Origin of the sequence: Shewanella sp. SG41-4 (genome assembly GCF_014164505.1) — a bacterium.
Classification (GTDB): domain Bacteria; phylum Pseudomonadota; class Gammaproteobacteria; order Enterobacterales; family Shewanellaceae; genus Shewanella.
The window spans coordinates 1-26,392 of sequence record NZ_JACJFI010000033.1 but is presented as its reverse complement, the minus strand read 5'-3'; the positions used below and the strand labels follow the sequence as shown (position 1 = coordinate 26,392).

At 41.9% G+C, this 26,392-nt stretch carries 25 protein-coding genes and 7 tRNA genes; 20 read left to right on the top strand and 12 right to left on the bottom strand.

Annotated elements, in window-relative coordinates:
- The coding region (gene leuS / locus H5202_RS05410; RefSeq protein WP_182771156.1) for a leucine--tRNA ligase at positions 1 to 1,519 on the bottom strand (1,519 nt) is incomplete at its 3' end.
- A gap of 120 nt (positions 1,520 to 1,639) precedes the next feature.
- Here leuS and H5202_RS05405 point away from each other — a divergent pair.
- On the top strand, positions 1,640 to 2,140 hold the full coding sequence (locus H5202_RS05405) for a zinc ribbon-containing protein (RefSeq protein WP_182771155.1): 501 nt from the start codon (positions 1,640 to 1,642) through the stop codon (positions 2,138 to 2,140).
- Between the two features lie 16 nt (positions 2,141 to 2,156).
- On the opposite strand, the gene H5202_RS05400 is transcribed toward H5202_RS05405, so the two are convergent.
- From H5202_RS05400 to miaB, 7 genes are all read right to left on the bottom strand, one after another.
- On the bottom strand, positions 2,157 to 2,447 hold the full coding sequence (locus H5202_RS05400) for a DUF6482 family protein (protein WP_220493771.1): 291 nt from the start codon (positions 2,445 to 2,447) through the stop codon (positions 2,157 to 2,159).
- Positions 2,448 to 2,558: 111 nt separating this feature from the next.
- Complete coding sequence (locus tag H5202_RS05395; RefSeq protein ID WP_182771153.1) at positions 2,559 to 3,071, bottom strand: type II secretion system protein; 513 nt, start codon at positions 3,069 to 3,071, stop codon at positions 2,559 to 2,561.
- A 12-nt stretch (positions 3,072 to 3,083) separates the two neighbouring features.
- The gene (lnt, locus tag H5202_RS05390) at positions 3,084 to 4,646 is read right to left on the bottom strand and encodes an apolipoprotein N-acyltransferase (RefSeq protein ID WP_182771152.1); all 1,563 of its coding nucleotides are present in this window, start codon (positions 4,644 to 4,646) and stop codon (positions 3,084 to 3,086) included.
- Between the two features lie 3 nt (positions 4,647 to 4,649).
- Positions 4,650 to 5,528 (bottom strand): CNNM family magnesium/cobalt transport protein CorC, encoded by an 879-nt coding sequence (gene corC, locus H5202_RS05385; protein ID WP_182771151.1) that lies wholly within the window; start codon positions 5,526 to 5,528, stop codon positions 4,650 to 4,652.
- A gap of 45 nt (positions 5,529 to 5,573) precedes the next feature.
- A complete protein-coding gene (gene ybeY, locus H5202_RS05380) occupies positions 5,574 to 6,044 on the bottom strand; it encodes an rRNA maturation RNase YbeY (protein ID WP_182771150.1) in 471 nt (156 codons plus the stop codon).
- Positions 6,041 to 7,105, bottom strand: a complete 1,065-nt coding sequence (locus tag H5202_RS05375) for a PhoH family protein (protein ID WP_182771149.1) — start codon at positions 7,103 to 7,105, stop codon at positions 6,041 to 6,043. The genes ybeY and H5202_RS05375 overlap by 4 nt, the downstream gene beginning before the upstream one ends.
- 172 nt (positions 7,106 to 7,277) lie before the next feature.
- Positions 7,278 to 8,702, bottom strand: a complete 1,425-nt coding sequence (miaB, locus tag H5202_RS05370; RefSeq protein ID WP_182771148.1) for a tRNA (N6-isopentenyl adenosine(37)-C2)-methylthiotransferase MiaB — start codon at positions 8,700 to 8,702, stop codon at positions 7,278 to 7,280.
- Positions 8,703 to 9,419: 717 nt separating this feature from the next.
- Here miaB and H5202_RS05365 point away from each other — a divergent pair.
- The 11 genes from H5202_RS05365 to H5202_RS05315 all read left to right on the top strand — a co-directional run bounded on the left by H5202_RS05365 (position 9,420) and on the right by H5202_RS05315 (position 15,154).
- On the top strand, positions 9,420 to 10,643 hold the full coding sequence (locus H5202_RS05365; protein ID WP_182771147.1) for an FAD-dependent oxidoreductase: 1,224 nt from the start codon (positions 9,420 to 9,422) through the stop codon (positions 10,641 to 10,643).
- 218 nt (positions 10,644 to 10,861) lie between these two features.
- Positions 10,862 to 11,449, top strand: a complete 588-nt coding sequence (gene pth / locus H5202_RS05360) for an aminoacyl-tRNA hydrolase (protein WP_182771146.1) — start codon at positions 10,862 to 10,864, stop codon at positions 11,447 to 11,449.
- Between the two features lie 77 nt (positions 11,450 to 11,526).
- Positions 11,527 to 12,618: a redox-regulated ATPase YchF gene (gene ychF, locus H5202_RS05355; protein ID WP_182771145.1), complete on the top strand. Its 1,092-nt coding sequence runs from the start codon at positions 11,527 to 11,529 to the stop codon at positions 12,616 to 12,618.
- 213 nt (positions 12,619 to 12,831) lie between these two features.
- Positions 12,832 to 12,908, top strand: a tRNA-Met gene (locus tag H5202_RS05350).
- Positions 12,909 to 12,953: 45 nt separating this feature from the next.
- Positions 12,954 to 13,038, top strand: a tRNA-Leu gene (locus H5202_RS05345).
- A gap of 45 nt (positions 13,039 to 13,083) precedes the next feature.
- Positions 13,084 to 13,158: transfer RNA gene (locus H5202_RS05340), tRNA-Gln, on the top strand.
- Between the two features lie 23 nt (positions 13,159 to 13,181).
- Positions 13,182 to 13,256, top strand: a tRNA-Gln gene (locus H5202_RS05335).
- Positions 13,257 to 13,261: 5 nt separating this feature from the next.
- Positions 13,262 to 13,338 (top strand) — tRNA-Met (locus H5202_RS05330).
- Positions 13,339 to 13,433: 95 nt separating this feature from the next.
- Positions 13,434 to 13,518, top strand: a tRNA-Leu gene (locus tag H5202_RS05325).
- Between the two features lie 47 nt (positions 13,519 to 13,565).
- Positions 13,566 to 13,640, top strand: a tRNA-Gln gene (locus tag H5202_RS05320).
- A gap of 488 nt (positions 13,641 to 14,128) precedes the next feature.
- A complete protein-coding gene (locus H5202_RS05315) occupies positions 14,129 to 15,154 on the top strand; it encodes a patatin-like phospholipase family protein (RefSeq protein ID WP_182771144.1) in 1,026 nt (341 codons plus the stop codon).
- Positions 15,155 to 15,397: 243 nt separating this feature from the next.
- Here the strand turns inward: H5202_RS05315 and H5202_RS05310 are convergent, their stop codons facing one another.
- From H5202_RS05310 to lolB, 3 genes are all read right to left on the bottom strand, one after another.
- Positions 15,398 to 16,345, bottom strand: coding sequence for a ribose-phosphate diphosphokinase (locus H5202_RS05310; protein ID WP_182771143.1), 948 nt, complete (start codon positions 16,343 to 16,345; stop codon positions 15,398 to 15,400).
- A gap of 90 nt (positions 16,346 to 16,435) precedes the next feature.
- Entirely contained in the window at positions 16,436 to 17,308 is an 873-nt protein-coding gene (gene ispE, locus H5202_RS05305; protein WP_182771142.1) for a 4-(cytidine 5'-diphospho)-2-C-methyl-D-erythritol kinase, read from the bottom strand.
- Positions 17,309 to 17,354: 46 nt separating this feature from the next.
- Positions 17,355 to 17,966 carry a lipoprotein insertase outer membrane protein LolB gene (gene lolB, locus H5202_RS05300; RefSeq protein ID WP_182771141.1) on the bottom strand — a complete coding sequence of 204 codons (612 nt, stop codon included), beginning with the start codon at positions 17,964 to 17,966 and terminating at the stop codon, positions 17,355 to 17,357.
- A gap of 237 nt (positions 17,967 to 18,203) precedes the next feature.
- Here lolB and hemA point away from each other — a divergent pair, with 237 nt between their 5' ends.
- The 8 genes from hemA to H5202_RS05260 all read left to right on the top strand — a co-directional run bounded on the left by hemA (position 18,204) and on the right by H5202_RS05260 (position 26,089).
- Entirely contained in the window at positions 18,204 to 19,454 is a 1,251-nt protein-coding gene (gene hemA, locus H5202_RS05295) for a glutamyl-tRNA reductase (RefSeq protein ID WP_182771140.1), read from the top strand.
- Between the two features lie 14 nt (positions 19,455 to 19,468).
- Entirely contained in the window at positions 19,469 to 20,554 is a 1,086-nt protein-coding gene (gene prfA / locus H5202_RS05290; RefSeq protein WP_182771139.1) for a peptide chain release factor 1, read from the top strand.
- A gap of 9 nt (positions 20,555 to 20,563) precedes the next feature.
- Positions 20,564 to 21,418 carry a peptide chain release factor N(5)-glutamine methyltransferase gene (gene prmC, locus H5202_RS05285; protein WP_182771138.1) on the top strand — a complete coding sequence of 285 codons (855 nt, stop codon included), beginning with the start codon at positions 20,564 to 20,566 and terminating at the stop codon, positions 21,416 to 21,418.
- Positions 21,419 to 21,543: 125 nt separating this feature from the next.
- Complete coding sequence (locus H5202_RS05280; protein WP_182771137.1) at positions 21,544 to 21,939, top strand: SirB2 family protein; 396 nt, start codon at positions 21,544 to 21,546, stop codon at positions 21,937 to 21,939.
- A gap of 10 nt (positions 21,940 to 21,949) precedes the next feature.
- Complete coding sequence (locus tag H5202_RS05275) at positions 21,950 to 22,738, top strand: transglutaminase family protein (protein ID WP_182771136.1); 789 nt, start codon at positions 21,950 to 21,952, stop codon at positions 22,736 to 22,738.
- Between the two features lie 193 nt (positions 22,739 to 22,931).
- Positions 22,932 to 24,179, top strand: a complete 1,248-nt coding sequence (locus H5202_RS05270; RefSeq protein ID WP_011636210.1) for a DUF819 family protein — start codon at positions 22,932 to 22,934, stop codon at positions 24,177 to 24,179.
- 17 nt (positions 24,180 to 24,196) lie between these two features.
- Complete coding sequence (gene kdsA, locus H5202_RS05265) at positions 24,197 to 25,048, top strand: 3-deoxy-8-phosphooctulonate synthase (protein ID WP_011636211.1); 852 nt, start codon at positions 24,197 to 24,199, stop codon at positions 25,046 to 25,048.
- 168 nt (positions 25,049 to 25,216) lie between these two features.
- Positions 25,217 to 26,089, top strand: coding sequence for a DMT family transporter (locus tag H5202_RS05260; protein ID WP_182771135.1), 873 nt, complete (start codon positions 25,217 to 25,219; stop codon positions 26,087 to 26,089).
- Between the two features lie 92 nt (positions 26,090 to 26,181).
- Here H5202_RS05260 and H5202_RS05255 read toward each other — a convergent pair.
- Positions 26,182 to 26,392 (bottom strand): ketopantoate reductase C-terminal domain-containing protein (locus H5202_RS05255; RefSeq protein ID WP_272490467.1); only part of this gene is annotated, 211 nt, incomplete at its 5' end.

Genomic DNA, 26,392 nt, shown 5'->3' with positions numbered 1-26,392 from the left:
AGTAACGTGCGTAGTACCAAGATGATTCCATAAAGGTATCAAAGGTATCTGTTTCGCGTGTTGCTGGCTGACCGTTAACGGTGGTTTCGGCCCAAGCCTTATCGGCTTTAATTGGACTTTGAATACCGTCCATCACCACATCTTCTGGCAAAATAACTGGCAGTTGATCTTCAGGCGTTGGCAAAACAGTACCATCGGCGAGGGTCACCATCGGGATAGGAGCACCCCAGTAACGCTGACGAGAAACACCCAAGTCGCGTAAACGATAATTGACTTGGCGTTTGCCTTTACCTTCTGCAGTTAATCGAGCATCAATGGCTTCAAAAGCCGCTTGGAAATCTAAACCGTCAAGCTCTTGGAAAGTATCTCCAGAATTAAATACGATGCCTTTTTCTGTGTACGCTTCTTTACTGACGTCTACTTCGCCATCTAAAGGCTTAATGACTGCTTCAATCGCAAGCTGGTATTTAGTCGCAAATTCATAATCACGTTGATCATGAGCGGGTACTGACATTACCGCACCAGTGCCGTAATTCATCAATACAAAGTTAGCAACCCAAATAGGTACTAATTTTCCGCTAATAGGATGAATAGCTTGTAAGCCTGTTGCTACGCCTTTCTTCTCCATTGAAGCCATCGCAGCTTCAGTGGTATCAGCATTTTTACATTCTTCTAAAAATGCGGCTAATTCAGGGTTATTCAACGCAGACTGTTCAGCTAAAGGATGACCTGCCGCGATAGCAACATAAGTCACACCCATTAAGGTATCTGGACGCGTGGTGTAGATATCAAACGATGCATCACTGTCAGCAACGGCAAAGGTCATTTCAATGCCTTCACTACGGCCAATCCAGTTACGCTGCATGGCTTTAACCTGTTCAGGCCAGCCATCTAACGTGTCGATGTCGTTAAGCAATTCTTCAGCGTAATCAGTGATTTTAATAAACCACTGAGGAATTTCTTTCTGAATCACTTCAGTATCACAGCGCCAGCAACAACCATCTTGTACTTGCTCGTTTGCGAGTACGGTTTCATCGTTTGGACACCAGTTTACTGATGAGGTTTTTTTATACACTAAACCTTTGGCATACAACTGCGTGAAGAACCATTGTTCCCAACGATAGTACTCAGGGGTACAGGTAGCAATTTCACGACTCCAGTCATAACCAAAGCCCAATAGCTTGAGTTGGTTCTTCATGTAGTCGATATTTTCGTATGTCCACGGTGCCGGTGAGGTCTTATTATTGATCGCTGCATTTTCTGCAGGCAGACCAAATGAGTCCCAACCAATCGGTTGCAAAACATTTTTACCTTGCAAACGTTGATATCGTGCCACTACATCGCCTATTGTGTAGTTACGGACGTGGCCCATGTGAAGACGACCTGATGGATACGGAAACATTGAAAGACAATAGAATTTCTCTTTGCTTTCATCTTCAGTAACTTCAAAGGTTTTATGTTCGTGCCAGTGCTTTTGCACTAAGGCTTCAATTTCTGAGGGATTATATAGCTCTTGCATCAATCTATTTCCGGCCATGCCGCCCATTGTTTGATCTAACGCTCAGCAGCGAGATTTATAACTGCATAGAATAAACCAGAAGTGATCTATTAAAAAGGTGCGTATTAAGGAGTATTACTTATGAGTGGAAAAAGTTCAGCGCTATTAGCCTTATATCAGTCACTATTCGAACAGGTGAAAACCACGTTTGAGCAAGATAACTCATTGACAGCTAAAAGTTTGTTCAAGTCAGTGACCCAGGGTAAAGAGTATCTAAAACTTAAATCTCATGCAGATGAAGAAGAGCTCGCTTTAGTAGAAGAATTTTTAAAGCGTGACATTGCAGCCTTCTTAAATGAGGAAAATGCCGATAATTTGAGTTTTAGTCCGATGGTAATTGGGATTGAGAATACATTATGGCAGTGGTTGAGCGAAATAACTGATCGTAGCCAAGTGGAGTGGCATGAGCTTTTACAAGATTTTAAACATTATGGTGTTTATAAGTCTGGAGAAATTATTAATCAAGGTAAGCTGACCTGTAATAAGTGTGGTCACCAAATGCAAATCGATTTTCCTGGGGTGATCCCCGATTGCCCAAAATGTGATTACAATGAGTTTTCGCGGGAGCCGTTAACACCATAATCCGTTAGCTGAATGCTTAAAACTCTATTCGGTAATGGTAGTGACTTGCAATGCTGTTACCGATCATTTCATCATAAGCCGTCTGGATTTCTATCATGGCGTAATCAATACCTTGTTGTTTCAATAATACTTCAGCTTGTTTGATAGAGTGTAGACTCAGCTGTTTCCCCGTTTTATCACGAACACCGTAAAAATTTCCTAGCAGATCTCCAACACCGAGCAAATAATGATTTGAGTCGGCATAACAAATTATCGTCGGATGTTTAGTTTGTTCGGATATGGCTAATTTTATTTCAGATAGTTGCATCGTAATCTCCACCAATCGTCATTTATTGAGGTCATTACGAAGCAAGCTTAAGCTTAGTTTTATATTGAAAGCTTATTTTAAACATCTACATGTATTAAAGATGATTTTAGATTAGCAACCACTGACTACTGTTTTATATTCAGGGGCTGTATCTGCATTTGCTGCTTGAGTGTAAGAGAAGTAACAATTGTCATTGATGACCTGGCCATTATCATCTTTATCGTATCCGATATAAGTAACAGCAATTCCTTGATATTGGATGGTAAAAGCGTTGTCCACAATAATCCATTTCTCGATGTCAGTGTTGTCTAAATAACCCCATTTTAACCGAGTTTCAAATACACCGTCGTTGTCGATATCAATATCGATTAAGTCATCGCGGTTTATGACAGCCTGCACGTGTAAACTCGTCATTTTTGAACGGGCATATACTAGAGTATTGGCAGTTTTAATGCTGCCCATAAGACCGGCTAAAGTGCTTTGTCTTACTTCAGTACTCAAGCCAATAAACTTAGGCGCTGCAATCAGCGCTAAAATACCAAGAATAACGATGACCACAACCAACTCTATTAAGGTAAATCCTTTTGAGGCAACCAGTGTTTTGAGTCGAATTGATGGTGGCATTAAATAGTCCTGTTATTTACGTAAGACGTTTCTGACACCCAATAACACTAATAAACCGCACAGTATCAGCAAGGGGAATTGACCTATTTTTCTAAACCAGGTTTCACCTTGATAAAGTGCAACATTGGTTACTAACACCCCGGTTTCAAACTGCGGGATGGCATCGGTAATTCGTCCGTGCGGATTAACGACTGCAGTAATACCATTATTGGTACCACGCAGTAATGGTTTACCCATTTCAATGGCCCGCATTTGGGCTATTTCCATGTGCTGTAATGGTCCGTTAGATGCACCAAACCAAGCATCGTTTGATACTGTTAGCAGCATATCGGTGTCATTGGTAACACTTGCTCTTACTTGCTCTGGAAAGGCAATTTCGTAACAAATAGCTGGCGCTACATGGTAACCCAGTGCCATTAAATTCGGCTGAGTGTAGTCACCTCGTTGGAATGATGACATCGGTAAATTAAAAAACGGGGCAATAGGACGCAATAAATCACCTAATGGTACGAATTCACCAATGGGCAATAAGTGATGTTTTTTAAACTCATTTGTGCCACCGGCAATATAATCAGCACTTTGTTGCTGCTTCTGATGATGATTACCTAGCACGATTAATGAGTTATAAAAATCTTTTTGCTGGTGGCTAATAATGCCAGTAATAATCGCCGTGTTATTCATATTGGCGACTTGATTGGCATTCAATAAAAAGTCTTCCACCATGGCTTCTGGTGCAGGAATGGCAGCTTCTGGCCAAATAACGATATCGACGCTAAAGGCATCATCAAACTGCTCACGGGTCAGATCCATGTATTTAAGCATGGTAGGCCACAACGCATCTGGCTCCCACTTCATGCTTTGAGGGATATTCCCTTGCACTAATGCCACTTTAACTGTTTTACCACTGGCTGATATTGGGTTGAGTTGTGGTGCAGCCCAAGCGCTTAATGCCAGAATGGGTAATATGATTAACACTGGGAACACGCGCTTTTGTGTTAACAGCATCAGTGAGCCTGCAACCAAAGCCACCACAAAGCTCAGTCCTAACGCACCAATAAAGCTGGCAAATTCACTAAGCGGCCCTAATGTTTGGCTGTAGCCAGCCCAAATCCAAGGGAAACCTGTTAGTACCCATCCCCTTAACCATTCAGTTAGCACCCACAACGCTGGGAATAGCCCTAGATAGGTTAAATAAGGATTCAAGGTGTGCTTAGATGTGCGAGATAACTTGCTGAGTAAATATCCCGCTATGGCGGGATAAATCGCCAGATACAGTGCCAGTATCGCCATTAAGGTTATCGACACAAAAATCGGCATGCCGCCGAAGGTGTCAATACTGACATGCACCCAACTAATGCCAATGGCAAAGCAGCCAAAACCGAAACTAAGCCAGTAATATAAACTTTGCTTGGCAGTTAATGTATGACTCTGCCATAGGGCAAAACTCAATGCTAAAGGGAATATGGCCCAAATTTCATAAGGCGCAAACGATAATGCCGTACTGGCGCCAGCAATAAATGCCGTCACCAGACGAACAATACTCAAAGAAGAGCGTGGAGGTTGAGTTTTTAGCACGATTTAGTCGTCGAGTTCTTCACTAATATTTGGGTCAGGGAGTTTAACACGAAGTTGCACCAAGCGGCGGTTATCAGCGTTAATGACTTTGAACTCGATATTGTTGATGATAATGCTTTCATTACGTTCAGGTAAATGGCCAAATGCATGCGATACCATACCACCGACAGTGTCGAACTCTTCATCACTGAAATTGGTACCACAGGCTTCATTGAAATCTTCAATTTCAGTGAGCGCTTTTACCATAAAGACAGTGTTACTGAGCTTTTTAATTTCGGTATCTTCAACCGAATTGTGGTCAAACTCATCTTCAATTTCCCCGACAATTTCTTCGAGAATATCTTCAATAGTGACTAGGCCTGACACCCCACCATATTCGTCGACAACAATGGCCATATGGTAGCGCTGTGAGCGGAATTCTTTGAGTAGTACATCGACTCTTTTACTTTCGGGTACGACCACGGCAGGTCGAATCACTTGGGCAAGAGTTAAAGGTTCATCAGATTGCTTAAAACCATATTTGATCAAATCTTTAGCCAGTAAAATGCCTTCAATATGATCTTTATCTTCATTAACAACAGGGAAGCGAGAGTGACCTGAATCCATGACGATTTCTAAAAACTCATCGACGGTTGAATCTATTTGAATGGTAACAATTTGCGATCTTGGGATCATAATGTCGCGCACTCGAAGGTCGGAAACCTCTAATACACCTTTAATCATTTCGCGAGTATCTTCGGTGATGAGGTCACGCATTTCTGCACCTGCTATGACATCAACCAAATCTTCGCGATTTTGAGGTTCGCCCTGAAATAATTGGTTAATTTTATCGAACCAGCTCTTCTTGTGGGCGTTTGTACTCGGGGGGATATCGTCACTCATAATATTTACCTAAACAGGATTATCTATAAGATATACCTTGCTTATTTATGCTTCCTTATAGGGATTGTCAAAACCTAAGCCTTCAACAAGTTGGGTCTCTAATGACTCCATCTCATCGGCTTCTTCGTCGATAATATGGTCATAGCCCAGCAAATGCAAGCTACCGTGTATGACCATGTGTGCCCAGTGTGCGTTTAGCGGTTTATTTTGCTCAATTGCTTCTTGTTCCACCACCGGCGCGCAGATAACGAGGTCACCCAACAATGGCAATTCAACTTCAGGCGGTGCTTCGAATGGGAACGACAATACGTTGGTCGGTTTGTCTTTGCCGCGATATGTGGAATTGAGCTGCTGACTCTCGGCAATGTCAACAATACGAATGGTTAGCTCTGCTACTGGCATTGTTTGACCAATGGCGGTTCGAACCCAAGTTTCAAACTCTGCTTGGGTTGGTAACCGCGGATTATCGACTGCAATTTGCAGGTCGAGATCTAATAATATCTCTTGCTGGCTCATTGAGCACTTTCCTCTTTATCAATTAGCTGACGTTTTTGTTCACGTTCGCGATAAGCTTGTTCTTTGATGGCTTTTTGGATTTGCTCTTGTTGCTCGAATGCTTCATACGCTTCAACAATACGAGCTACAACAGGGTGGCGGACCACATCTTTGGCAATGAAGAAGTTAAAGCTTATCTCAGAGACTTCACTGAGTACTTCAATGGCGTGACGCAGGCCAGATTTTTGGCTACGAGGTAAATCTATTTGAGTAATGTCGCCAGTGATCACCGCACGAGAATTAAATCCAATACGGGTTAAGAACATTTTCATTTGTTCAACCGTGGTGTTTTGGGCTTCATCTAAAATAATGAAAGCATCATTGAGTGTACGGCCGCGCATGTAAGCGAGCGGGGCGACTTCAATTACGCCGCGTTCAATGAGTTTCTCCACTTTCTCAAAACCCATCATCTCAAATAGGGCATCATAAAGTGGGCGTAAATAGGGATCGACTTTTTGGCTTAAATCGCCCGGTAAAAAACCGAGTTTCTCGCCGGCTTCAACAGCAGGACGAGTTAATAGAATACGACGTACTTCTTGTCGCTCATAGGCATCAACCGCCGCCGCAACAGCAAGATAAGTTTTACCTGTACCAGCGGGGCCAATACCAAAGCTGATGTCGTGACGGGTGATATTATGCATGTACACACTTTGATTCGGTGTACGAGGCTTAATCACGCCACGCTTAGTTTTTATATGGATGCTACTGTCGTCTGAGTCTTGCTGTGCTTCAAGGTTAATGGCTTCTTGAATAGCTAAATGCACCACTTCAGGCTCTAAGTCAGGCGTGCTGCCTTTTACTGTTTGGGTTTCAATGTATAACTGACGCAACAAGTTATTGGCATTAAGCGCATTACGTGGCAGCCCAACAATAGTGAAATGGTTATCTTTATGAATAATCTCAACACCTAATCGGCGTTCGAGTTGTTTGATGTTGTCATCAAATGGGCCACATAATGACACGAGGCGGCGAGTATCTGAAGGTTCTAGATACAAATTCATGGTGGTGACTTTAGTGGTCAAATAAGGCTCCAGGTTTTTGGTCTTGGACAACAAAATAATAGCGTTAAAATGCCATGTAGTAATAATGACAGTTTACGAGTCTCTGTATCGAATTACCATAATATGACTAATTTTAGGCAAAATTAAAGGCGGACAAGCCGCCTTTAATACTATCTTAAACAACAAACATGAATTACGGCTTAAAGTGGGTAACACCTAATGCGTCATCTTGCTTGTGTTTAGCCATAATTTCAGCCGGACCTAAACTGCGACGTAAATCCATTTCATCTTCACCACGGACAAATTCGCCGCGTAATGAGTTGGTATAAACATCAACAATTTTCACATCAACGAAACTGCCGATATGAGTGTGTGCGGCTTCAAAGTTAACCACACGGCTGTTTTCAGTTCGACCGCGAAGTTCCATTGGATTTTTTACTGAAGGACCTTCAACTAAAATACGTTGAACAGTGCCCAGCATTTGACGGCTATAACGCATTGCTTGCTGCGTAATTCGGTCTTGTAAAATGGCTAAACGCTGCTTCTTTTCTTCGTCGCTAACATCATCAGGCAAATCTGCTGCTGGTGTGCCTGGGCGAGCGCTGTAGATAAAGCTAAAGCTGTGGTCAAACGCGACATCTTCGATTAGTTTCATGGTGTCAGCGAAATCGTCTTTAGATTCACCAGGGAAACCAATAATAAAATCTGAGCTGATTTGGATATCTGGACGTGCTTTACGCAAACGACGAATAATCGACTTATATTCAATCGCCATGTGACCGCGTTTCATTTGGGTCAAAATACGATCAGAACCAGATTGCACCGGTAAATGCAGGAAGCTCACCAATTCAGGTGTGTCTTCATACACATCAATAATGTCTTGGGTAAATTCAATTGGGTGGCTGGTGGTAAAACGCAGACGGTCAATACCGTCAATTGAGGCCACTAGACGCAACAATTCCGCAAAGGTACATATCTCATCATCATGAGTAGCACCGCGATATGCGTTAACGTTTTGACCTAATAAATTGACTTCACGTACACCTTGAGCAGCTAATTGAGCCACTTCAAGAATAACGTCATCTAACGGACGGCTGACTTCTTCACCACGGGTGTAAGGCACCACGCAGAAAGAACAGTATTTACTGCAACCTTCCATAATAGATACGAAAGCAGTTGGACCGTCAGCGCGAGGTTCTGGAAGACGATCGAATTTCTCAATTTCTGGGAAGCTGATATCAATCACGGCTTTTTCGCCACGTTGAATTTGTTCAATCATCTCAGGTAAGCGATGCAATGTTTGTGGACCAAAGATAATATCAACGCATTGAGCGCGATCTTTAATTGCTTTACCTTCTTGCGAGGCAACACAACCACCAACCCCAATAATTAAATTAGGATTTTTATCTTTTAAAGATTTCCAGCGCCCTAGCTGATGGAACACCTTCTCCTGTGCTTTTTCACGAATAGAGCAAGTATTAAGCAGCAGAACATCTGCTTCGCTTGCATCATCGGTCAAGGTATACCCTTGATAGTCGTCTAATAAATCAGCCATCTTTGATGAGTCATACTCATTCATTTGACAGCCCCAGGTTTTAATATGAAGTTTTTTACTCATCAGTGCTCGCCGGTAAATCACAGTAAAAATAGCGCGTCATTTTACCTGTTGTAATGCTGTCTGGCTAGTACTAGTGCAAGTTTCACGCATTTGAATGTAAACTTTATAATAGCCTTGTAAGTAGTAATGATTTATCGTTTGAGTTAAACGTGATCGATTGTTGTTAGTAAAAATCAAATTTCGTGTCGATTTGGCGATTTTATTTCTGGACTAAAATGACATAACGCTAGCTTTAATCACGATTAAAACTGAGCAACATTTTCGTGCTTTGATGATATAGGGCATAATTGAACGTATTACGATATATCACCGTAATGGTTTCAATTAGATTTATGTTTGTTGCTACATGAGTGATTAGGTTATTTTTAGGATGATTGGCTGAGATAATAGTCGACAGTACTAATAAGCAATTTATGATTGTGGTATTCAAAAACTGTTGCAATCAAACTATCGTGGTAATCAAGCCGTCGCGAATGTGATGGCGTATAAATTGATAGTGACGTTCATTATGTCTCCTCTTTATTACCTAAAGTAGATCAATTGATGAGACTGTAACAGTATATAGAATCGTTGATAGATTTTGATTCATTGTAAGCTGGTTTTGGTAAAAGCCTTTTAGCAACTTTTGACCATGCTTTAGCTATTTTAGACATATTACCCTCCATTCACTGTCATATTATACAGAAATCCTTCTTACTATTTATGGATGTAAACACAATGCAAGATGCTTCATTCACATCAACAAATACCTCTGCAAAAGCTACTCATTATGATGTTGTCGTTGTTGGCGGCGGAATGGTTGGTGCCGCTGCAGCAATTGGATTAGCTCAGTTAGGGCTTAATGTCGCAGTGATTGAATCTCATCAACCACAACCTTATGATCCTCTACAGCCTTTGGATGTAAGAGTATCGGCAATTAGTGTGGCATCAGAGCGATTGTTAACACGCCTTGGTGTTATGGATGATCTGCTAACCATGCGCCATGCTCCTTATACTGGTTTAGAAACATGGGAACTCGATGGCTGCATTACTGCATTTAGCGCCGAACAAGTTGGCCAGTCGCACTTAGGTTATTTTTTTGAAAACCGTTTAATTCAATTAAGCCTATGGCAACAAATCCATAAAATGGACAATATTACCTTATTATGCCCAGCTAAAGTGATGCAGTATTCTCGTTTAAGAGACTGTCACCAAGTCGAGATGTTGCTGGATAATGGCAATACACTTTCTACAAAATTACTTATTGGTGCTGATGGGGCTAATTCACAAGTGCGTCAATGGGCTGGTATTGGGGTGACAGGTTGGGATTACGCCCAATCGGCGATGTTAATTAATATTAGTACTCAAACGCCGCAGCAATCAGTTACCTGGCAGCAATTTACTCCTGCTGGGCCTAGAAGTTTGCTGCCGCTTCCTGGTAATCATGCTTCTTTAGTGTGGTATGACGATGCCAATAGAATTAAACAATTGTCTCAACTTAATGATCTACAACTTGCTGAGCAAATTAGACAGCATTTTCCGTCGAGATTAGATCCTGATTTTACGGTTGAAAATCGCGGTAGCTTTTCATTAACTCGGCGCCATGCACAACAATATTACCAAGACAATCTGGTTATTATTGGCGATGCTGCTCACACGATTAATCCATTAGCAGGTCAAGGCGTGAATATTGGTTTTAAAGATGTTGATGTGCTGGTGGCCCAAATTGCCAATGCTATTGGCAGCGGTGACATCTGGTGGCACCCAGATGTATTAAAGCATTATCAGCAAGCACGATATTATGATAATCAACTAATGATGACTGCAATGGATGCTTTTTATGCTGGTTTTAGTAACGATTTATTGCCATTAAAATTACTGCGCAATGGCATCTTAAAACTAGCAAATATCGATTCCCCGCTAAAACGTAAAGTTTTGAAGTACGCGCTTGGGCTGAATTAAACTGTCTTATGGTCAAGTGGTCGGTTTGTTGGCTGGGCTTATTATCGAACAAACATGTCTTTTATAAAGTGTAATCTACAGTGAAGCATGAGTCGTTTTGAATGATTACATTATGAGTAAAATTGGTATAAAATGCCGCGTTTTGCATCATGTGTATTTTGATGTCCTCCATGAAGGCATTTAGCGACATTGTCCGCTAATAAACTGACTAGGTTGTGATGAGTAACATTAAATTGATTGTCGGGTTGGCAAATCCGGGTGCTGAATACGCACAAACTCGCCATAATGCCGGTGCATGGTACGTGCAAGAATTAGCGCGTATATGTAATGCCCCTTTGGTTGCAGAGAGTAAATATTTTGGTGTCACTGCCCGTGCAACTTTGCATGGCAGAGATGTTCGTTTATTGATCCCGACAACCTACATGAATTTAAGTGGTAAGTCTGTTGCCGCACTAGCCAATTTTTTCCGCATTTTGCCTGAAGAAATCTTGGTAGCTCATGATGAGCTAGACATGGACCCTGGTGTGGCTAAATTCAAGTTAGGCGGTGGCCATGGCGGTCATAATGGCTTAAAAGACATTATTGCCAGTTTAGGTAACGACAAAAACTTTTATCGCTTGCGCATTGGCATTGGTCATCCTGGCGATAAAAATAAAGTCAGTGGCTATGTACTGGGCAGGGCACCAGCAATAGACCAAGAACGAATAAATGCTGCGATTGATGAAGCCGTTCGTTCAACAGAGATTTTATTTAACCAAGACATGGCGAAAGCTATGCATAGATTACATTCGTTCAAAGCAGAATAAGCCAAGCTAATTTTGTTTTAGCACCCTTTCGACATCATTATCCAATAGGATAATTCTACATATATAAAGGTAAGAATATGGGTTTTAAATGCGGCATAGTTGGTCTGCCAAACGTAGGTAAGTCAACGCTGTTCAATGCGTTAACACAAGCGGGTATTGAAGCGGCAAACTTTCCGTTTTGTACTATTGAGCCAAACACGGGTGTGGTACCAGTACCAGACGCACGTCTTGACTCGTTAGCGGCAATTGTTAAACCTCAACGCATTTTACCGACTTCTATGGAATTCGTTGACATTGCTGGTTTAGTGGCTGGTGCATCGAAAGGTGAAGGCCTAGGTAACAAGTTTTTAGCTAACATTCGTGAAACCGATGCTATTGGACACGTAGTACGTTGTTTTGAAGATCCAAACATTGTTCACGTGGCTAACAAAATTGATCCGGCTGGCGATATTGAAGTCATTAATACTGAGTTAGCTCTAGCTGATTTAGACGCATGTGAACGCGCTATTTTTCGTCAAGCCAAACGTGCCAAAGGCGGTGACGGTGATGCGAAATTTGAAATAGCTGTACTTGAAAAAATGCGTCCACTTCTTAATGAAGCTAAAATGCTGCGTTCATTAGAGTTGACCAAAGAAGAGTTAGCTGCAGTAGCATATCTGAACTTCTTAACTCTAAAACCAACCATGTACATTGCTAACGTTGCTGAAGATGGTTTTGAAAATAACCCTCATCTTGATGTTGTTCGTGCCATTGCAGCAACAGAAAACGCAGTCGTGGTACCTGTTTGTGCTGCGATCGAGTCTGAATTAGCAGAAATGGAAGCGGATGAACGTGACGAATTTATGGCTGACTTAGGTTTAGAAGAGTCAGGCTTAGATCGCGTTATTCGTGCGGGTTATGAATTATTAAATCTGCAAACTTACTTTACAGCCGGCGTAAAAGAAGTGCGTGCATGGACTGTACCTGTGGGCGCATCAGCCCCACAAGCTGCTGGCGTAATTCACACTGATTTTGAACGTGGTTTTATTCGTGCGCAGGTTATGGCGTATGATGATTTTATTACCTACAAAGGTGAAGCTGGCGCGAAAGATGCTGGTAAATTACGTGTAGAAGGTAAAACATACATCGTTAAAGATGGCGATGTAATGCATTTCTTATTTAACGTATAAATGTTACTTACGTTAATTAGAAACTAAAATGGGGCGTAAAGGTGTTTAAGGTGAGTTAATTGGGTTTATTTTGTCGATTCGGCATTCAGTTTGGTGAAGTTATAGCCGAACAAGTCGAATTGATGAAAATAGCGAAAAAAACCAGTTGACCTAGATAACCTGAATAAGCATAATACGCCCCGTTCCTCACCAAGAGGGACAGCAAGAAATAGTGGCAATATAGCTCAGCTGGTTAGAGCACAGCACTCATAATGCTGGGGTCGCAGGTTCAAGTCCCGCTATTGCTACCATATATTTCTTACCCATCTGCTCAAGATGTTAAACTAGAGTGTTGTGCGGGAGTGGTGGAATTGGTAGACACGCCAGATTTAGGTTCTGGTGCCGCAAGGTGTGAGAGTTCAAGTCTCTCCTTCCGTACCATATATTCAAAATGTTGGCTCAGGCGAATGTTTTAAAAAGTTTGATTGGGATATCGCCAAGCGGTAAGGCACTGGGTTTTGATCTCAGCATTCCAAGGTTCGAATCCTTGTATCCCAGCCATTTATAAAGTTAGACAAGATTATTGGGATATCGCCAAGCGGTAAGGCACTGGGTTTTGATCTCAGCATTCCAAGGTTCGAATCCTTGTATCCCAGCCATCTTTGGCAATGTAGCTCAGCTGGTTAGAGCACAGCACTCATAATGCTGGGGTCGCAGGTTCAAGTCCCGCCATTGCTACCATATTTACTGGGTAGAGTGAGTTGTACTTACGTTAGCTAGTAAAGCCAAAAGTTTACTCTGAAATAAAAAGAGTATACTCTAAGTTAAAATTTGATGCGGGAATGGTGAAATTGGTAGACACGCCAGATTTAGGTTCTGGTGCCGCGAGGTGTGAGAGTTCAAGTCTCTCTTCCCGTACCATCAAATTTTAGTCAGAATTGATTTTCATATCTGTATAAAGATACAATTGGGATATCGCCAAGCGGTAAGGCACTGGGTTTTGATCTCAGCATTCCAAGGTTCGAATCCTTGTATCCCAGCCAAATTCCAAAAAGCCCGTCTTATAGACGGGCTTTTTGCTGTGTGCTTTTTGTAAAAAACATTGCTGAGTCGATTCAAGCCTGTTGATGTGGATATCGTTCAATGAAAATCACCCCTTAGCCTTACACCATGTGCTATCAACTTACTCTGAATGAGCAGATACTTAATGTGGTAGGTATTATTTAACCTCAACTCGGTATATGAACGGTATCAAACAATCCTTTGCCTCGCTAACTAACTGCGTTGCATTAATTTGTAATAGGCTAGCTCTTGATACGTCAAAGCGGCTGTTAGCAAGCAAATCAAACGTTTGATATTAAATAGGTCAAGTATTTTTGGTTTTGGCTTACTGACTCTATCTCTTAACCTGAATTGTGGTTATGCATCAATAGTCTTTTCCTATCAACGTGATTGATTCTATCGGTTATCTATTTTACTTACTGTTGTTTAGACTTGCCTTATGCAGTGAATATTTTTAGAAAGGCTTATCATGAACGTCCTAACACCAACACCGTTAACCAACCCTTATGAAGCATCACGCTCCAAAATGGCACTTGTTGCTGAAGGCGGTGGTCAGCGAGGAATATTTACCGCTGGTGTATTAGATGCGTGGCTAGATAATGATTTTGATCCCTTCGATTTATTCATAGGCACTTCTGCTGGTTCACAAAATCTCACAAGTTTTTTATCTCGCCAGAAGGGCTATGCCAAGCGGTTAATCCGCGGATTATCACGACATAAGCGGTTTTACCAACTGGGCAGAGGATTAATCGGAGGGAATATTGTCGATTTGGATTGGTACTTTGATAATACGACTCAAGGTCGTTTTGCCTTAGACTATACAGCGGCAGCAAAATCATTGGGACAACGCGAGTTATTGATCACCGCAACTAATTCACGTGATCGACAAGGCTATTTCTTACGCCCTAATGGTGATAACGAGCACTGGTGCGAATTACTTAAAGCCTCGAGTGCATTACCCTTTTTATATAAGCAAGGGGTTAAAATCGCGCCCTGGTTAACCGCCAGTGCAGCTAATCAAATTCATGCAGAAGATGTTTACCCTCAAGCAGATTTCTACCTTGACGGTGGATTGGCTGCGCCGTTACCGGTTCGTGAAGCATATCGTCGTGGTGCACGCAAAATCGTGGTTATTCGCACTGTTAATGCCGATTTTCATTCTCAGTCTGCTTGGGTGCATAAACTAAAGTCTTGGATTTGTGTGTCAGGCTATTGCCCCAAAACCATAGATTACTTGGTTCAGCATGAACATGCTTACGAAAAAGAGCTCGCGTTTATCGCCAATCCACCAGATGATTTAGAGATCATTCAAATTTTTTCTGCTGACAATCTTCAAAGCAAATTATTAGGCAGCACAGATATGGACTTACGCCATGATTATCAAACCGGTATCACAGCGGGCAATACTTTTTTACACACTCAACAATCATTCTACGCAACACATTCACAGAATCAGCATAAATCAGGTGTAGTCATGCAAGACATGACGGCTTAAACAAATTTGATTCTTTATTTGATAGCATATGTGCCATATCGATGAAGTGGCGTCATTGATTAAATCAATAAAGACATTGTGATTAGGATGAATAAACGTTGCGGGATGCTTTGACTGATACAGTGCGGAGGTCAGCCATTCAATACTGGCTTTTTTCCCCACCTTATATTAGGGTTTTGGTGATAACAACAAACAAAAACGCACTCTCACGAGTGCGTTTTTTATTTCACTCACTAAAGGTGATTAGTGGCGGAACATCGCAGAGATTGACTCTTCGTTGCTAACGCGACGAATAGCTTCAGCTAATAATGCAGACATAGTGAGTTGAGTCACTTTTGCCACTTTTAGCATTTCAGGGCTTAATGGTACAGTGTCTGTCACAATCACTTCATCTATAACAGAATTAGCAATATTTTCAGCGGCATTACCTGAGAATACAGGGTGAGTAGCATAAGCGAAAACACGGTTAGCACCATGTTCTTTTAATGCTTCAGCAGCTTTACATAAAGTGCCACCAGTGTCGATCATGTCATCAACGATAATGCAATCACGGCCTTGAACATCACCAATAATATGCATTACTTGAGCTACGTTGGCTTGTGGGCGACGCTTATCAATAATAGCAAGATCAGTATCATCTAATAGTTTGGCAATTGCACGAGCACGAACTACACCGCCGATGTCAGGAGATACAACAACAGGATTGTCTAATTTCTTTGCTAACATGTCTTCAAGCAACACTGGGCTACCAAACACGTTATCAACAGGCACATCAAAGAAACCTTGAATTTGCTCAGCATGTAAGTCACAAGTCAATACGCGGTCAACGCCTACGCTTGACAAGAAGTCTGCAACGACTTTTGCGGTAATTGGTACACGTGCACTACGTACACGGCGATCTTGACGAGCATAACCAAAGTACGGAATAACGGCAGTAATACGACCCGCTGATGCACGACGAAGCGCGTCAACCATTACAATAAGCTCCATGAGGTTATCGTTAGTTGGTGCGCATGTAGATTGGATGATGAACACATCCGCACCACGTACATTCTCGTTTATTTGAACACTGATTTCACCGTCGCTGAAACGGCCTACAACTGCGTCGCCAAGTTTGCAAAATAAACGTTCTGCTATTTTTGCGGCTAGATTTGGGGTAGCGTTACCAGCAAAGAGCTTGATGTCGGGCACTTTATGAACCTCAGGTGTTTGCTTTACTATTAAAGGCTAGACCAATTTTACGTGTTGTCACTCAAAACTGACCCAGAAGAAATTAATTTTTTAGAGTTGCTCAAGCCGTATTAGTAATGGCGACTTGTTCATCCCCTTTGCGACAAAACCCCGCATATTAGCCGGTAATTTGGCTAAAGCGTCAAGAGCTTGTTGCGAATGTGTGAATTCCCCGAACACGCATGCACCCGTTCCGGTCATTCTAGACGGCGCATATTCTACCAGCCAGCCCAAGGCATTGGCAACTTGAGGGTGCTTAGTTGTAACCAGTTTTTGGCAATCGTTACTCCATTGTTGAGTCATTAGGCTACTTATATCTAATTTAGGTGTGTTGCGCGTCAAATCCGGATGTTGAAAGATATCCATTGTTGATACATGTACATCGGGCACAATGACTAGGTACCATAACTCATTGGGTTGTACTGTGATTAACTTATCACCCACACCTTCGGCAAACGCGGATAAACCGTTAATAAAAACAGGGACATCCGCACCAAGGGTCAACCCTATTTCAGCCAGTTTACTGGTTGGTATATTGGTTTTCCAGAGGGCATTTAGAGCGACTAATGTGGTTGCCGCATCGGATGAACCACCGCCTAAGCCACCACCCATAGGTAACAATTTATCTAACCAAATATGCGCGCCACCTGCATATTGGGTGTAACGCTTGAGTGACTTTGCGGCTTTAAGAATTAAGTTATCGCTGTCAGCGACAGAATCAGACATCGTAGAATGAAGAATTAAATCCGGTGAGTCAGTTATATGAAAATCAAGGTAATCACAATGGTCAATAAATTGAAATAGCGTTTGAAGTTCGTGATAGCCATCGGCTCGTTGGCCAGTAACATGCAAAAATAAATTCAATTTTGCTGGAGCAGGCCAACTTTTGGATACCGCTGATTTGCGTGAGTTCGTCGATGTCATGTTTTGTTCACTACCTTGTTGATTAGCCAGCACTGTATATTTAACGCTATTTTGTTTTGGCTGCTACTGCTGTCCATTGATTAGTTTGAATTTTTATTTGCATATCTTCACGGGTTATCATCAACAACTTAGGCACAAGGGCACCGCTTTGTTGTTGCCAACTGATAAAGCTGACTACCCAATTGGCTTGTGGGTCGTGACTGATTAATTGTTTAATTGTGCCATCAGGATTATAGCTGACAATTTTATCATTGCTGCCAATTTGACCGGTGATCCATAAAGGAAGGCTGTCAAGCGGGATTGACCATCCACTAATACCTGTCAGTAAATCTTGCGCATTACTGTCGCGATAGGTTTTGCCGTCAACTTCAAGCGTCGCCATACCTTGATTTGTTTTAAGGGTTAATACTGTAGTGCCTAATACCGTCGTTAAACGCAAATCATTTGCTTTAGGTTGGTGCAGCCAATACAAATTGGTGCTGAATTTGTCTTCTGATGTCTTAACGGCAATTTTGCCTTGAAGTTCCCAAGCTTTGGCTTGAGCCGCATTAGTCACATCTGTAGCGATAAAATCTTCAGATGGAGTGACACTACAACCGGCTAACGCAAGCAAAACGGTAATGAGGGCTAAATGGAATAAAGATGCAGATAAACGCAATGGATTGCCTAACAGTTGCTTAAGATGTTCTTATGATACTGGGCTTAAGCCATTATGTAAAAATGCTTTTGCCAAAATTAATGTGATATTAATGTAATGGTTTGCACAATAGATATGTGATCAATAAATAAAAATTTAGACATTTATTCGGTTTTGTTAAGCCAATTGTGTTTTTAGTTGGTCCAATTCAGTAGAATAGCCTAATTAACGTCACCGAAAAGAACTTGATACCGTCTAATGAGCCTAGTAATAATCGGGATAAACCATAAAACCGCCACGGTAGATTTGCGTGAAAAAGTCGCTTTCTCTCCAGACCGCATTCATGATGCCATGAAAAGCTTGGCCAGTCGCACCCGCACGGGTGAGGCTGTTATTGTGTCTACCTGTAACCGTACTGAGCTATATTGCAATAATGCTGAAAAGGAAGACATTATTGAATGGTTAGAGGATTATCATGGTTTAGATCATAGCGATTTAATGCCGTGTATTTATGCTTATGAAGAACAAGTAGCCGTCAAACATTTAATGCGGGTAGCATCGGGTTTAGATTCTCTGGTGCTTGGCGAGCCGCAAATTTTGGGACAGGTCAAACAAGCGTTTGTGAAAGCCAAAGAGGCGGGCACTATCGCATTAACCATCGACCGTTTATTTCAAAATACTTTTTCTGTCGCTAAAAAAGTGCGTACTGACACTGAAATCGGTGCCGCAGCTGTTTCTGTTGCTTTTGCCGCTGTCAGCATGGCCAAACATATTTTCTCATCATTGAGCACCACAAAGGTGTTACTCATTGGTGCTGGAGAAACCATCGAACTAGTTGCCAAGCACCTTAAAGATAATGGTGTTGCTTCTATGGTGGTGGCAAACCGCACTATTGAACGTGCTCAAGCCATGTGTGAAGAGTTTAATGCGACCGCCATTACTCTAGAACAAATACCAGATTTTCTCGCTAAAGCCGATATCGTGATATCCTCTACCGCCAGCCCTTTGCCCATTTTAGGTAAAGGCATGGTTGAAAAAGCGCTAAAACAGCGTCGTCACCAACCTATGTTGTTGGTGGATATTGCAGTTCCAAGAGATATTGAAGCAGAAGTCGGTGAGTTAGACGACGCATTCCTTTATACTGTAGACGATCTGCATAGCATAATTGAACAGAACATGGCTTCACGTAAAGAAGCCGCCGAGCAAGCAGAATTAATTACTGAAGATCAATCACACATATTTATGGAGTGGATTAGGTCTTTAGAGTCAGTCGACAGTATTCGAGAATATCGCAGCCAGAGCTTGGCTATTAAAGATGAATTAGTTGAACGTGCCTTGAATAAATTATCGCAAGGCAGTGATAGTGAACAAGTGATACTTGAGTTAGCCAATAGGCTGACCAATCGTTTGATACATTCACCTACACAAGCGCTCACTTCAGCAAGCCGTCAAGGTGATTTGAATACGTTAGGCCAATTAAGAACTGCGCTTGGTTTAGATAAAAACTAAGGTTAGCGAGCTAAATGAAAGAATCCGTTATCCGCAAGCTTGAAGGCTTGCTCGAGCGTAATGAAGAAGTATTAGCGTTACTCAGTGATGCTACCGTGATTTCGGACCAAGACCGTTTTCGTGGATTATCAAAAGAATATTCTCAACTTGAGGATGTGGTAAAAGGTTTTACTGAATTCCAACAGGCCCAAAAAGATTTCGACTACGCAAAAGAGATGCTTGAAGAAGACGATCTTGAAATGCGCGAAATGGCGCAAGAAGAGTATAAACAGTCAAAACAAGCGTTAGAAAAACTTGAAGATGAACTACAAGTTCTACTATTGCCGACAGACCCTAACGATGACACTAACGCGTTTCTTGAAATTCGTGCTGGTGCTGGTGGTGATGAAGCCGCTATTTTTGCTGGTGACTTATACCGTATGTATTCACGTTACTGTGAAGCCAACCGCTGGCAAATGGAAATCATGAACGTCAATGAAGGCGAACATGGTGGCTTTAAAGAAATCATTGTTAAAATCAGTGGTGACGGTGCTTACGGTAAATTAAAGTTTGAGTCAGGCGGACATCGTGTTCAACGTGTACCTGAAACTGAATCTCAAGGCCGTGTGCATACTTCAGCTTGTACTGTTGTGGTATTGCATGAAGTGCCAGAGGCTGAAGCTATTTCTATCAATGCTGCCGATTTAAAAGTCGATACATTCCGCGCATCTGGTGCGGGTGGTCAGCATGTTAACAAAACTGACTCAGCTATTCGTATTACCCATATTCCATCTGGCATTATTGTCGAGTGCCAGGATCAACGTTCACAACATAAAAACCGTGCCCAAGCGATGAGTGTGCTAGCTGCGCGTATTCAAGCTGTTGAAGATGAAAAAAGACGTAGTGCTGAAGAAACAACACGTCGTAGTTTAGTGGCCAGTGGTGATCGTTCTGAACGTATTAGAACGTACAATTACCCACAAGGTCGCGTAAGTGATCATCGTATCAATTTAACGCTATATCGCTTGAATGAAATCATGGAAGGCGATTTAAATGCCTTGCTTGACCCTATCATGCTAGAACATCAAGCAGATATGCTTGCAGCGTTAGCTGACGATTAAGGAGTAATCTTGACTCAGTCTTCGTATTCAACAATTGCTGAAGCCCTGCAATGGGCTTATTCTCAATTAGCTGCTACCTCTGAATCTGCCCATGTAGATGCAGAGGCATTGCTATTGCATTGCTTGAATAAAAACCGCAGTTTTTTATATACTTGGCCTGAGCGACAGTTGACCAGTGAGCAGTTTAAAGCTTACAGCCATATGATCGCTAAACGTCAAAATGGTACTCCAGTAGCGCATATTATTGGGGAGCGAGAGTTTTGGTCGTTACCCTTTATTGTAAATGACTCAACCCTTATTCCACGGGCTGATACTGAAATTTTAGTTGAGACTGCGCTGAACTTATCAGTGCGTCATAATGCCAGGGTTTTGGATTTAGGTACCGGAACGGGGGCAATAGCATTAGCTTTAGCGTCTGAACGACCTAAATGGCGAATTACTGCCATTGATAAAGTACCTGAAGCTGTCGAACTTGCCAAAGCTAATCGCGGCAATCTTGATTTACCCGATGTGGAAATTATTCAATCAGACTGGTTTTCTGCGGTAGAACAGCGCGATTTTGATTTAATTGTGTCTAATCCTCCTTACATCGATGAAGCCGATGAGCATCTGCATCTAGGTGATGTTCGCTTTGAACCGCAAAGTGCACTCACTGCAGGCAATGAAGGCTATGCTGATTTGTATTACATTGCTGAGCAAGCACGAGCTCATTTACTTCCCGGTGGTTACTTATTGCTTGAACATGGCTATGAGCAGGCAATCAAAGTCCGTGAAAAACTGATTGAACTGGGTTATCAAAATGTCGCCACTGTACGAGACTTTGGCAGTAATGATCGCTGTACGTTAGGACAATGGGCTGAATGATAATCCTGTCTTACTAGGTGTTTCCCTTCTAAGTAAAAAAGCACTAATCGCAATATTGGTATGTGGCTGGTTGATAGAGTAAACTAGCCGCCATTTATTTTTACCTTTTTAATGAGACTTAATTAATGGAAACATTTTACAGTTTATATCCCGCGGTAAAGCATACTCACATGATGTTAGTTGGCATGAGTGTTATCTTTTTTATCGTGCGTTTTGTTTTGCATTTACGCCAGTCTCCTATTATGGAAAAAAAGTTTGTTAAAGTGGCACCACATGTCATTGATACCTTTTTGTTACTGTCAGGATTGACCCTATGCTTTATGATCAAACAATATCCTTTTGTTGATCCATGGATGACAGAAAAAATCATCTGTGTTGTTGCTTACATTGCTTTAGGCATCATGGCACTTAAATCTAACCGTAATAAGTTGTTTAAGTTTTTTGCTTTTTTCGGTGCAATAGGTTGGGTAGTGTTAGCGGCCAAACTGGCTCATTTTAAACAAGTCGTATTCATGGGTTAATTGGTTTTTAATGGCAAAATATCATCTTGATGATGCAGTTTCGATACCTGAAACTGCATTTGAACTCGCTGAACATCTCGGCTTTTCAACCTCAAAACCTGCTATGTGGGCATGGTATGAAATGGCTGGTTCGGTATTGAGTCACTATGTTGTTGACCAACAAGCACGGCTTGAAGGTCTGTTTAAGTGGTTTTACAATGATTTAGGTTTTTGTGCTCGCGACGACTATTTTAGTGTTGAGGCGGCAGATTTAAGCTATTGCGTGTTAAAGCGTCAAGGTAACAGCACTACGTTATCAATATTATTAATTTTACTGGCTAAGCAACTCGATTTAACACTCGAGGCGGTTTTATTACCTGGAAATACGGTATTAAAAAGCCAAGTGAATGATGTTGTTAAGTACCATGATCCGCTTACAGGTAAAGAGCTTAGCCGTCATCAGTTGCATGCATTTGTGCGCGGTGAACTGGGTAATTCGGCTAAATTAAAGCCGAGTCATCTAAAAACAGCCACCCTAAAACGATTAATTAGCCGCATGTTACATGAGTTAAAAGCAGGTTGTATTGTCAGTCATAAATTTGAACAGGCAATGGAATGCTGTAATTTATTATTACAGTGGCACCCAGACGATGTGCATCTTAATCGCGAGCGAGCGTTTATTGCTCAGCAATTAGGTTGTATTAATGTGGCCATGTCTGATTTACAACACTTTATCGATTTGAGTCCGCATGATCCGGTGATTGAACTGGTTAAGATTCAATTAAAGGAACTCAGTCAACATATGCAGGTTTATCATTAATTATGTGATATTACCTGCCGGACAGGCTGCTTTGGGTTAACTCAAAGCGGCTTTAATTCGCAAGTCGGGCGCCAGCAAGCACATTTTAAAAAGCTCTGCTGCGAAACCATGCGATTGAAATCACCATTGGTTTTCGCAATAAAAATCACAATAACAACTAAAAATATAATGTATTTGTAAGGGAGAACACTGCATGACAACGTCAGCAATGGTGAGCAATGATGCCACCGCACTCGGTATACTCGCCGTTATTCTAGGTTTTGTTTTTTACACCAGTTCATCAACCCATCCATTTTGGCAAAAATTCTATAAATACATCCCAGCATTATTACTGTGCTATTTCTTACCCTCATTATTAAACACCTTTGGCGTGATTGATGGTCATGCGTCACAACTGTATTTTGTTGCTTCGCGGTATTTATTGCCTGCGTGTTTAGTGTTATTGATTTTAAGTGTCGATTTAAAAGCCATTCTAAGTTTAGGCCCTAAAGCGGTGATTATGTTTTTAACCGGCACGCTGGGTATTGTTATTGGCGGACCGATTGCATTATTAAGCGTATCAATGATTGATCCATCACTGCTCGGTGGTAATGGTCCTGATGCTGTATGGCGCGGTATGACAACCTTAGCGGGAAGTTGGATTGGTGGGGGCGCTAATCAAGCCGCAATGAAAGAGATTTATGAAGTCGGCGGTGAGATATTCTCAGTGATGGTGACAGTCGATGTCATTGTGGCCAATATCTGGATGGCGGTGCTTCTGTTTATGGCATCAAAAGCCAAAGAGATTGATGCCAGAACCGGAGCCGATACCACGGCAATTGAAGCACTAAAAGAGAAAGTTGAAAAGTACCACGCTGAAAATTCGCGTATTCCTTCGCTTCGAGACATCATGTTAATTGTGGCTGTAGGATTTGGAGTGACAGGTTTTGCCCATTTTGCGGCAGATTTCTTAGGGCCCTTCTTCGAAGCCAACTATCCATGGACCGAAGATTACAGTTTAACCTCTAAATTCTTCTGGTTAGTGGTAATTGTGACCACTATCGGTTTAGGACTTTCGTTTAGTCCTGTACGTCATCTTGAAGCATCAGGCGCATCTAAAATCGCCTCGGCATTTTTATATATTTTAGTCGCGACCATTGGTTTACATATGGATGTTTCTAAAGTCATGGATACGCCGATTTATTTCTTAATCGGTATTGTGTGGATGTTAGTGCATGCAGGATTAATGTTATTGGTTGCTAAACTGATTAAAGCGCCATTGTTTTATATGGCAGTGGGCAGCCAGGCAAACGTGGGCGGAGCTGCATCGGCGCCAGTGGTGGCAGCAGCATTCCATCCAGCATTAGCGCCAGTAGGGGTGTTATTGGCAGTATTTGGCTATGCATTAGGTACTTACATGGCATGGCTATGTGGTCAGTTATTACAAATTGTCGCAGTGTAATGCGCTAAGAGGATCAAATGGATCAAAAAATTATTCAGTTATCTAATAACGTTCAAGTCGCTAACGATAAACCGTTCGTGTTATTTGGCGGTATGAATGTACTTGAATCGCGTGATTTAGCGATGTCGATAGCGGAACATTATGTGGAAGTTACCCAGAAGCTTGGGATCCCATATGTGTTTAAAGCGTCTTTTGATAAAGCGAACCGTTCATCGGTTAACTCATACCGCGGTCCTGGTATGGAAGAAGGGTTACGTATTTTTGAAGAAATAAAATCAACTTTTAACGTACCGATGATCACCGATGTGCATGAAATTCATCAGTGTGCGCCAGTGGCAGAAGTTGTCGATATTATTCAATTGCCTGCATTCTTAGCGCGTCAAACTGATCTTGTTGTAGCAATGGCGAAAACCGGCGCTGTGATCAATGTGAAAAAACCGCAATTTTTAGCGCCGCATGAAATGCGTCACATCATTACCAAGTTTAACGAAGCCGGTAATGACAACATCATTTTATGTGAACGTGGTAGTAGCTTTGGTTACAACAACCTTGTTGTTGACATGCTGGGCATGGACGAAATGAAGCAAACAGGTTATCCGGTAATTTTTGATGCTACCCATGCACTGCAACGCCCTGGTGGACGAGCTGATTCTGCTGGTGGACGTCGTGCACAAGCCACTGAGCTTGCTCGTAGTGGCATGGCATTAGGTTTAGCTGGCTTATTTATTGAAGCTCATCCCGATCCTGATAATGCAAAATGCGATGGTCCATGTGCGCTACCACTGCATTTATTAGAGAAATACTTAACCCAGATGAAAGCGGTTGATGAATTGGTTAAATCTTTTGAGTTTATTGATACCAGCAAGTAAGCCATTAATGGCATTGAATGACTGAAACATCGGCAAGTTGATTTTTAATCAATTAGGCACTAATCAGTGTCTTTTAATGGCCGTAAACAGTAATCTAATTGCCCTTGTATAAGCCCTGACTTTTTACCAAGTTTCAGGGCTTTTTTATGTAAAGAGCAATAGTTAATTATGTGGATTATGTTTACCTTCCTCGCTGCGTTTATGCAGGCGTGGCGCAATGCATTTCAAAGCAAACTCAGTAAAGAAGTGAGTGTTGCAGGTGTTACTTTAGCTCGATTCATTTGGGCGGGTCCCATTGCAGCGTGTTACCTATATGGTCTACATCAATATCAACCTAGTTCATTACCTGAATTTACGGGGACCTTTTGGGGCTTTGTGATTGGTGCATCATCGATGCAAATCCTAGCAACAGGCTTGATGGTTAAACTGTTTAAAATGCAAAACTTTGCGATTGGTGCTGGGCTGGCTAAAAGTGAAGCCTTGGTAGCAGCAATACTTGGGATGCTATTTTTCGGCACTCAATTATCAACATTAGGCTGGATTGGCGTTGTTATCGGCGGCTTAGCGGTAATGTTGTTAAGCAGTAAGCAAGGTTTTAAGCAGCTATCCGTTAAAACAGTTTTGCTAGGGCTTGCATGTGGCAGCTCCTTTGCGTTGACTTCCCTATGGGTACGCGAAGCTAGTTTATCTTTACAAGGGCCGTTTACGCACCGTGCGGCATGGGTATTACTGTGGGTTATTGGTTTACAAACAATAGTGCTTATTGGTTATTTGCTGGCAAAAGATAAATCGACTTTAGCGGCGTTGTGGCAACGACCAACATTAACCTTATCAATTAGTATCACCAGCTGTATCGGTTCAATTGGTTGGTTTAGCGCAATGTCGTTACAGGCCGTGCCTTATGTCAAAACACTAGGCCAGATAGAGGTGTTTTTTACCCTGATGATTGCCGCATTTTGGCTTAAAGATAAAGTTAAAATTAACGATGTAGCGGGTTTGATATTAATCGCGATAGCAGCTGTTTTGGTCATGTGGAGCTAAATCCAGTAGCAAGTAATGTTCAGTCCAGATATTCTGATTTGGACTGACTACCCCATCATTTAAATTGAGCTGAAGCGAGGATACCATCGCATTCAAGATTTACTCAGTTGTAAAACCTTGTCGACGAGATATTGATTATTGGGCACGTTCAAATGATGTATCTTGGCTTGCTGGCAAATATAACCATTTATCTCGTTTATTTCAGTCGGTCTATTGTGGGCCACATCTTGATACATGGATGAAAAGTTTGCCGATGTTAGCTCAATGACTCGATAAACTCGTGCGCTGACTGCTATCTTATCT

Coding starts and splice junctions, on each gene's coding strand:
- H5202_RS05275 (WP_182771136.1), top strand. CDS start 21,950: ATGGCAAAATATCATCTTGATGATGCAGTTTCGATACCTGAAACTGCA.
- prfA (WP_182771139.1), top strand. CDS start 19,469: ATGAAAGAATCCGTTATCCGCAAGCTTGAAGGCTTGCTCGAGCGTAAT.
- kdsA (WP_011636211.1), top strand. CDS start 24,197: ATGGATCAAAAAATTATTCAGTTATCTAATAACGTTCAAGTCGCTAAC.
- pth (WP_182771146.1), top strand. CDS start 10,862: ATGAGTAACATTAAATTGATTGTCGGGTTGGCAAATCCGGGTGCTGAA.
- H5202_RS05395 (WP_182771153.1), bottom strand. CDS start 3,071: ATGCCACCATCAATTCGACTCAAAACACTGGTTGCCTCAAAAGGATTT.
- miaB (WP_182771148.1), bottom strand. CDS start 8,702: ATGAGTAAAAAACTTCATATTAAAACCTGGGGCTGTCAAATGAATGAG.
- H5202_RS05260 (WP_182771135.1), top strand. CDS start 25,217: ATGTGGATTATGTTTACCTTCCTCGCTGCGTTTATGCAGGCGTGGCGC.
- H5202_RS05400 (WP_220493771.1), bottom strand. CDS start 2,447: ATGCAACTATCTGAAATAAAATTAGCCATATCCGAACAAACTAAACAT.
- hemA (WP_182771140.1), top strand. CDS start 18,204: ATGAGCCTAGTAATAATCGGGATAAACCATAAAACCGCCACGGTAGAT.
- H5202_RS05405 (WP_182771155.1), top strand. CDS start 1,640: ATGAGTGGAAAAAGTTCAGCGCTATTAGCCTTATATCAGTCACTATTC.
- H5202_RS05315 (WP_182771144.1), top strand. CDS start 14,129: ATGAACGTCCTAACACCAACACCGTTAACCAACCCTTATGAAGCATCA.
- H5202_RS05280 (WP_182771137.1), top strand. CDS start 21,544: ATGGAAACATTTTACAGTTTATATCCCGCGGTAAAGCATACTCACATG.
- ybeY (WP_182771150.1), bottom strand. CDS start 6,044: ATGAGCCAGCAAGAGATATTATTAGATCTCGACCTGCAAATTGCAGTC.
- corC (WP_182771151.1), bottom strand. CDS start 5,528: ATGAGTGACGATATCCCCCCGAGTACAAACGCCCACAAGAAGAGCTGG.
- H5202_RS05270 (WP_011636210.1), top strand. CDS start 22,932: ATGACAACGTCAGCAATGGTGAGCAATGATGCCACCGCACTCGGTATA.
- H5202_RS05365 (WP_182771147.1), top strand. CDS start 9,420: ATGCAAGATGCTTCATTCACATCAACAAATACCTCTGCAAAAGCTACT.
- ispE (WP_182771142.1), bottom strand. CDS start 17,308: ATGACATCGACGAACTCACGCAAATCAGCGGTATCCAAAAGTTGGCCT.
- ychF (WP_182771145.1), top strand. CDS start 11,527: ATGGGTTTTAAATGCGGCATAGTTGGTCTGCCAAACGTAGGTAAGTCA.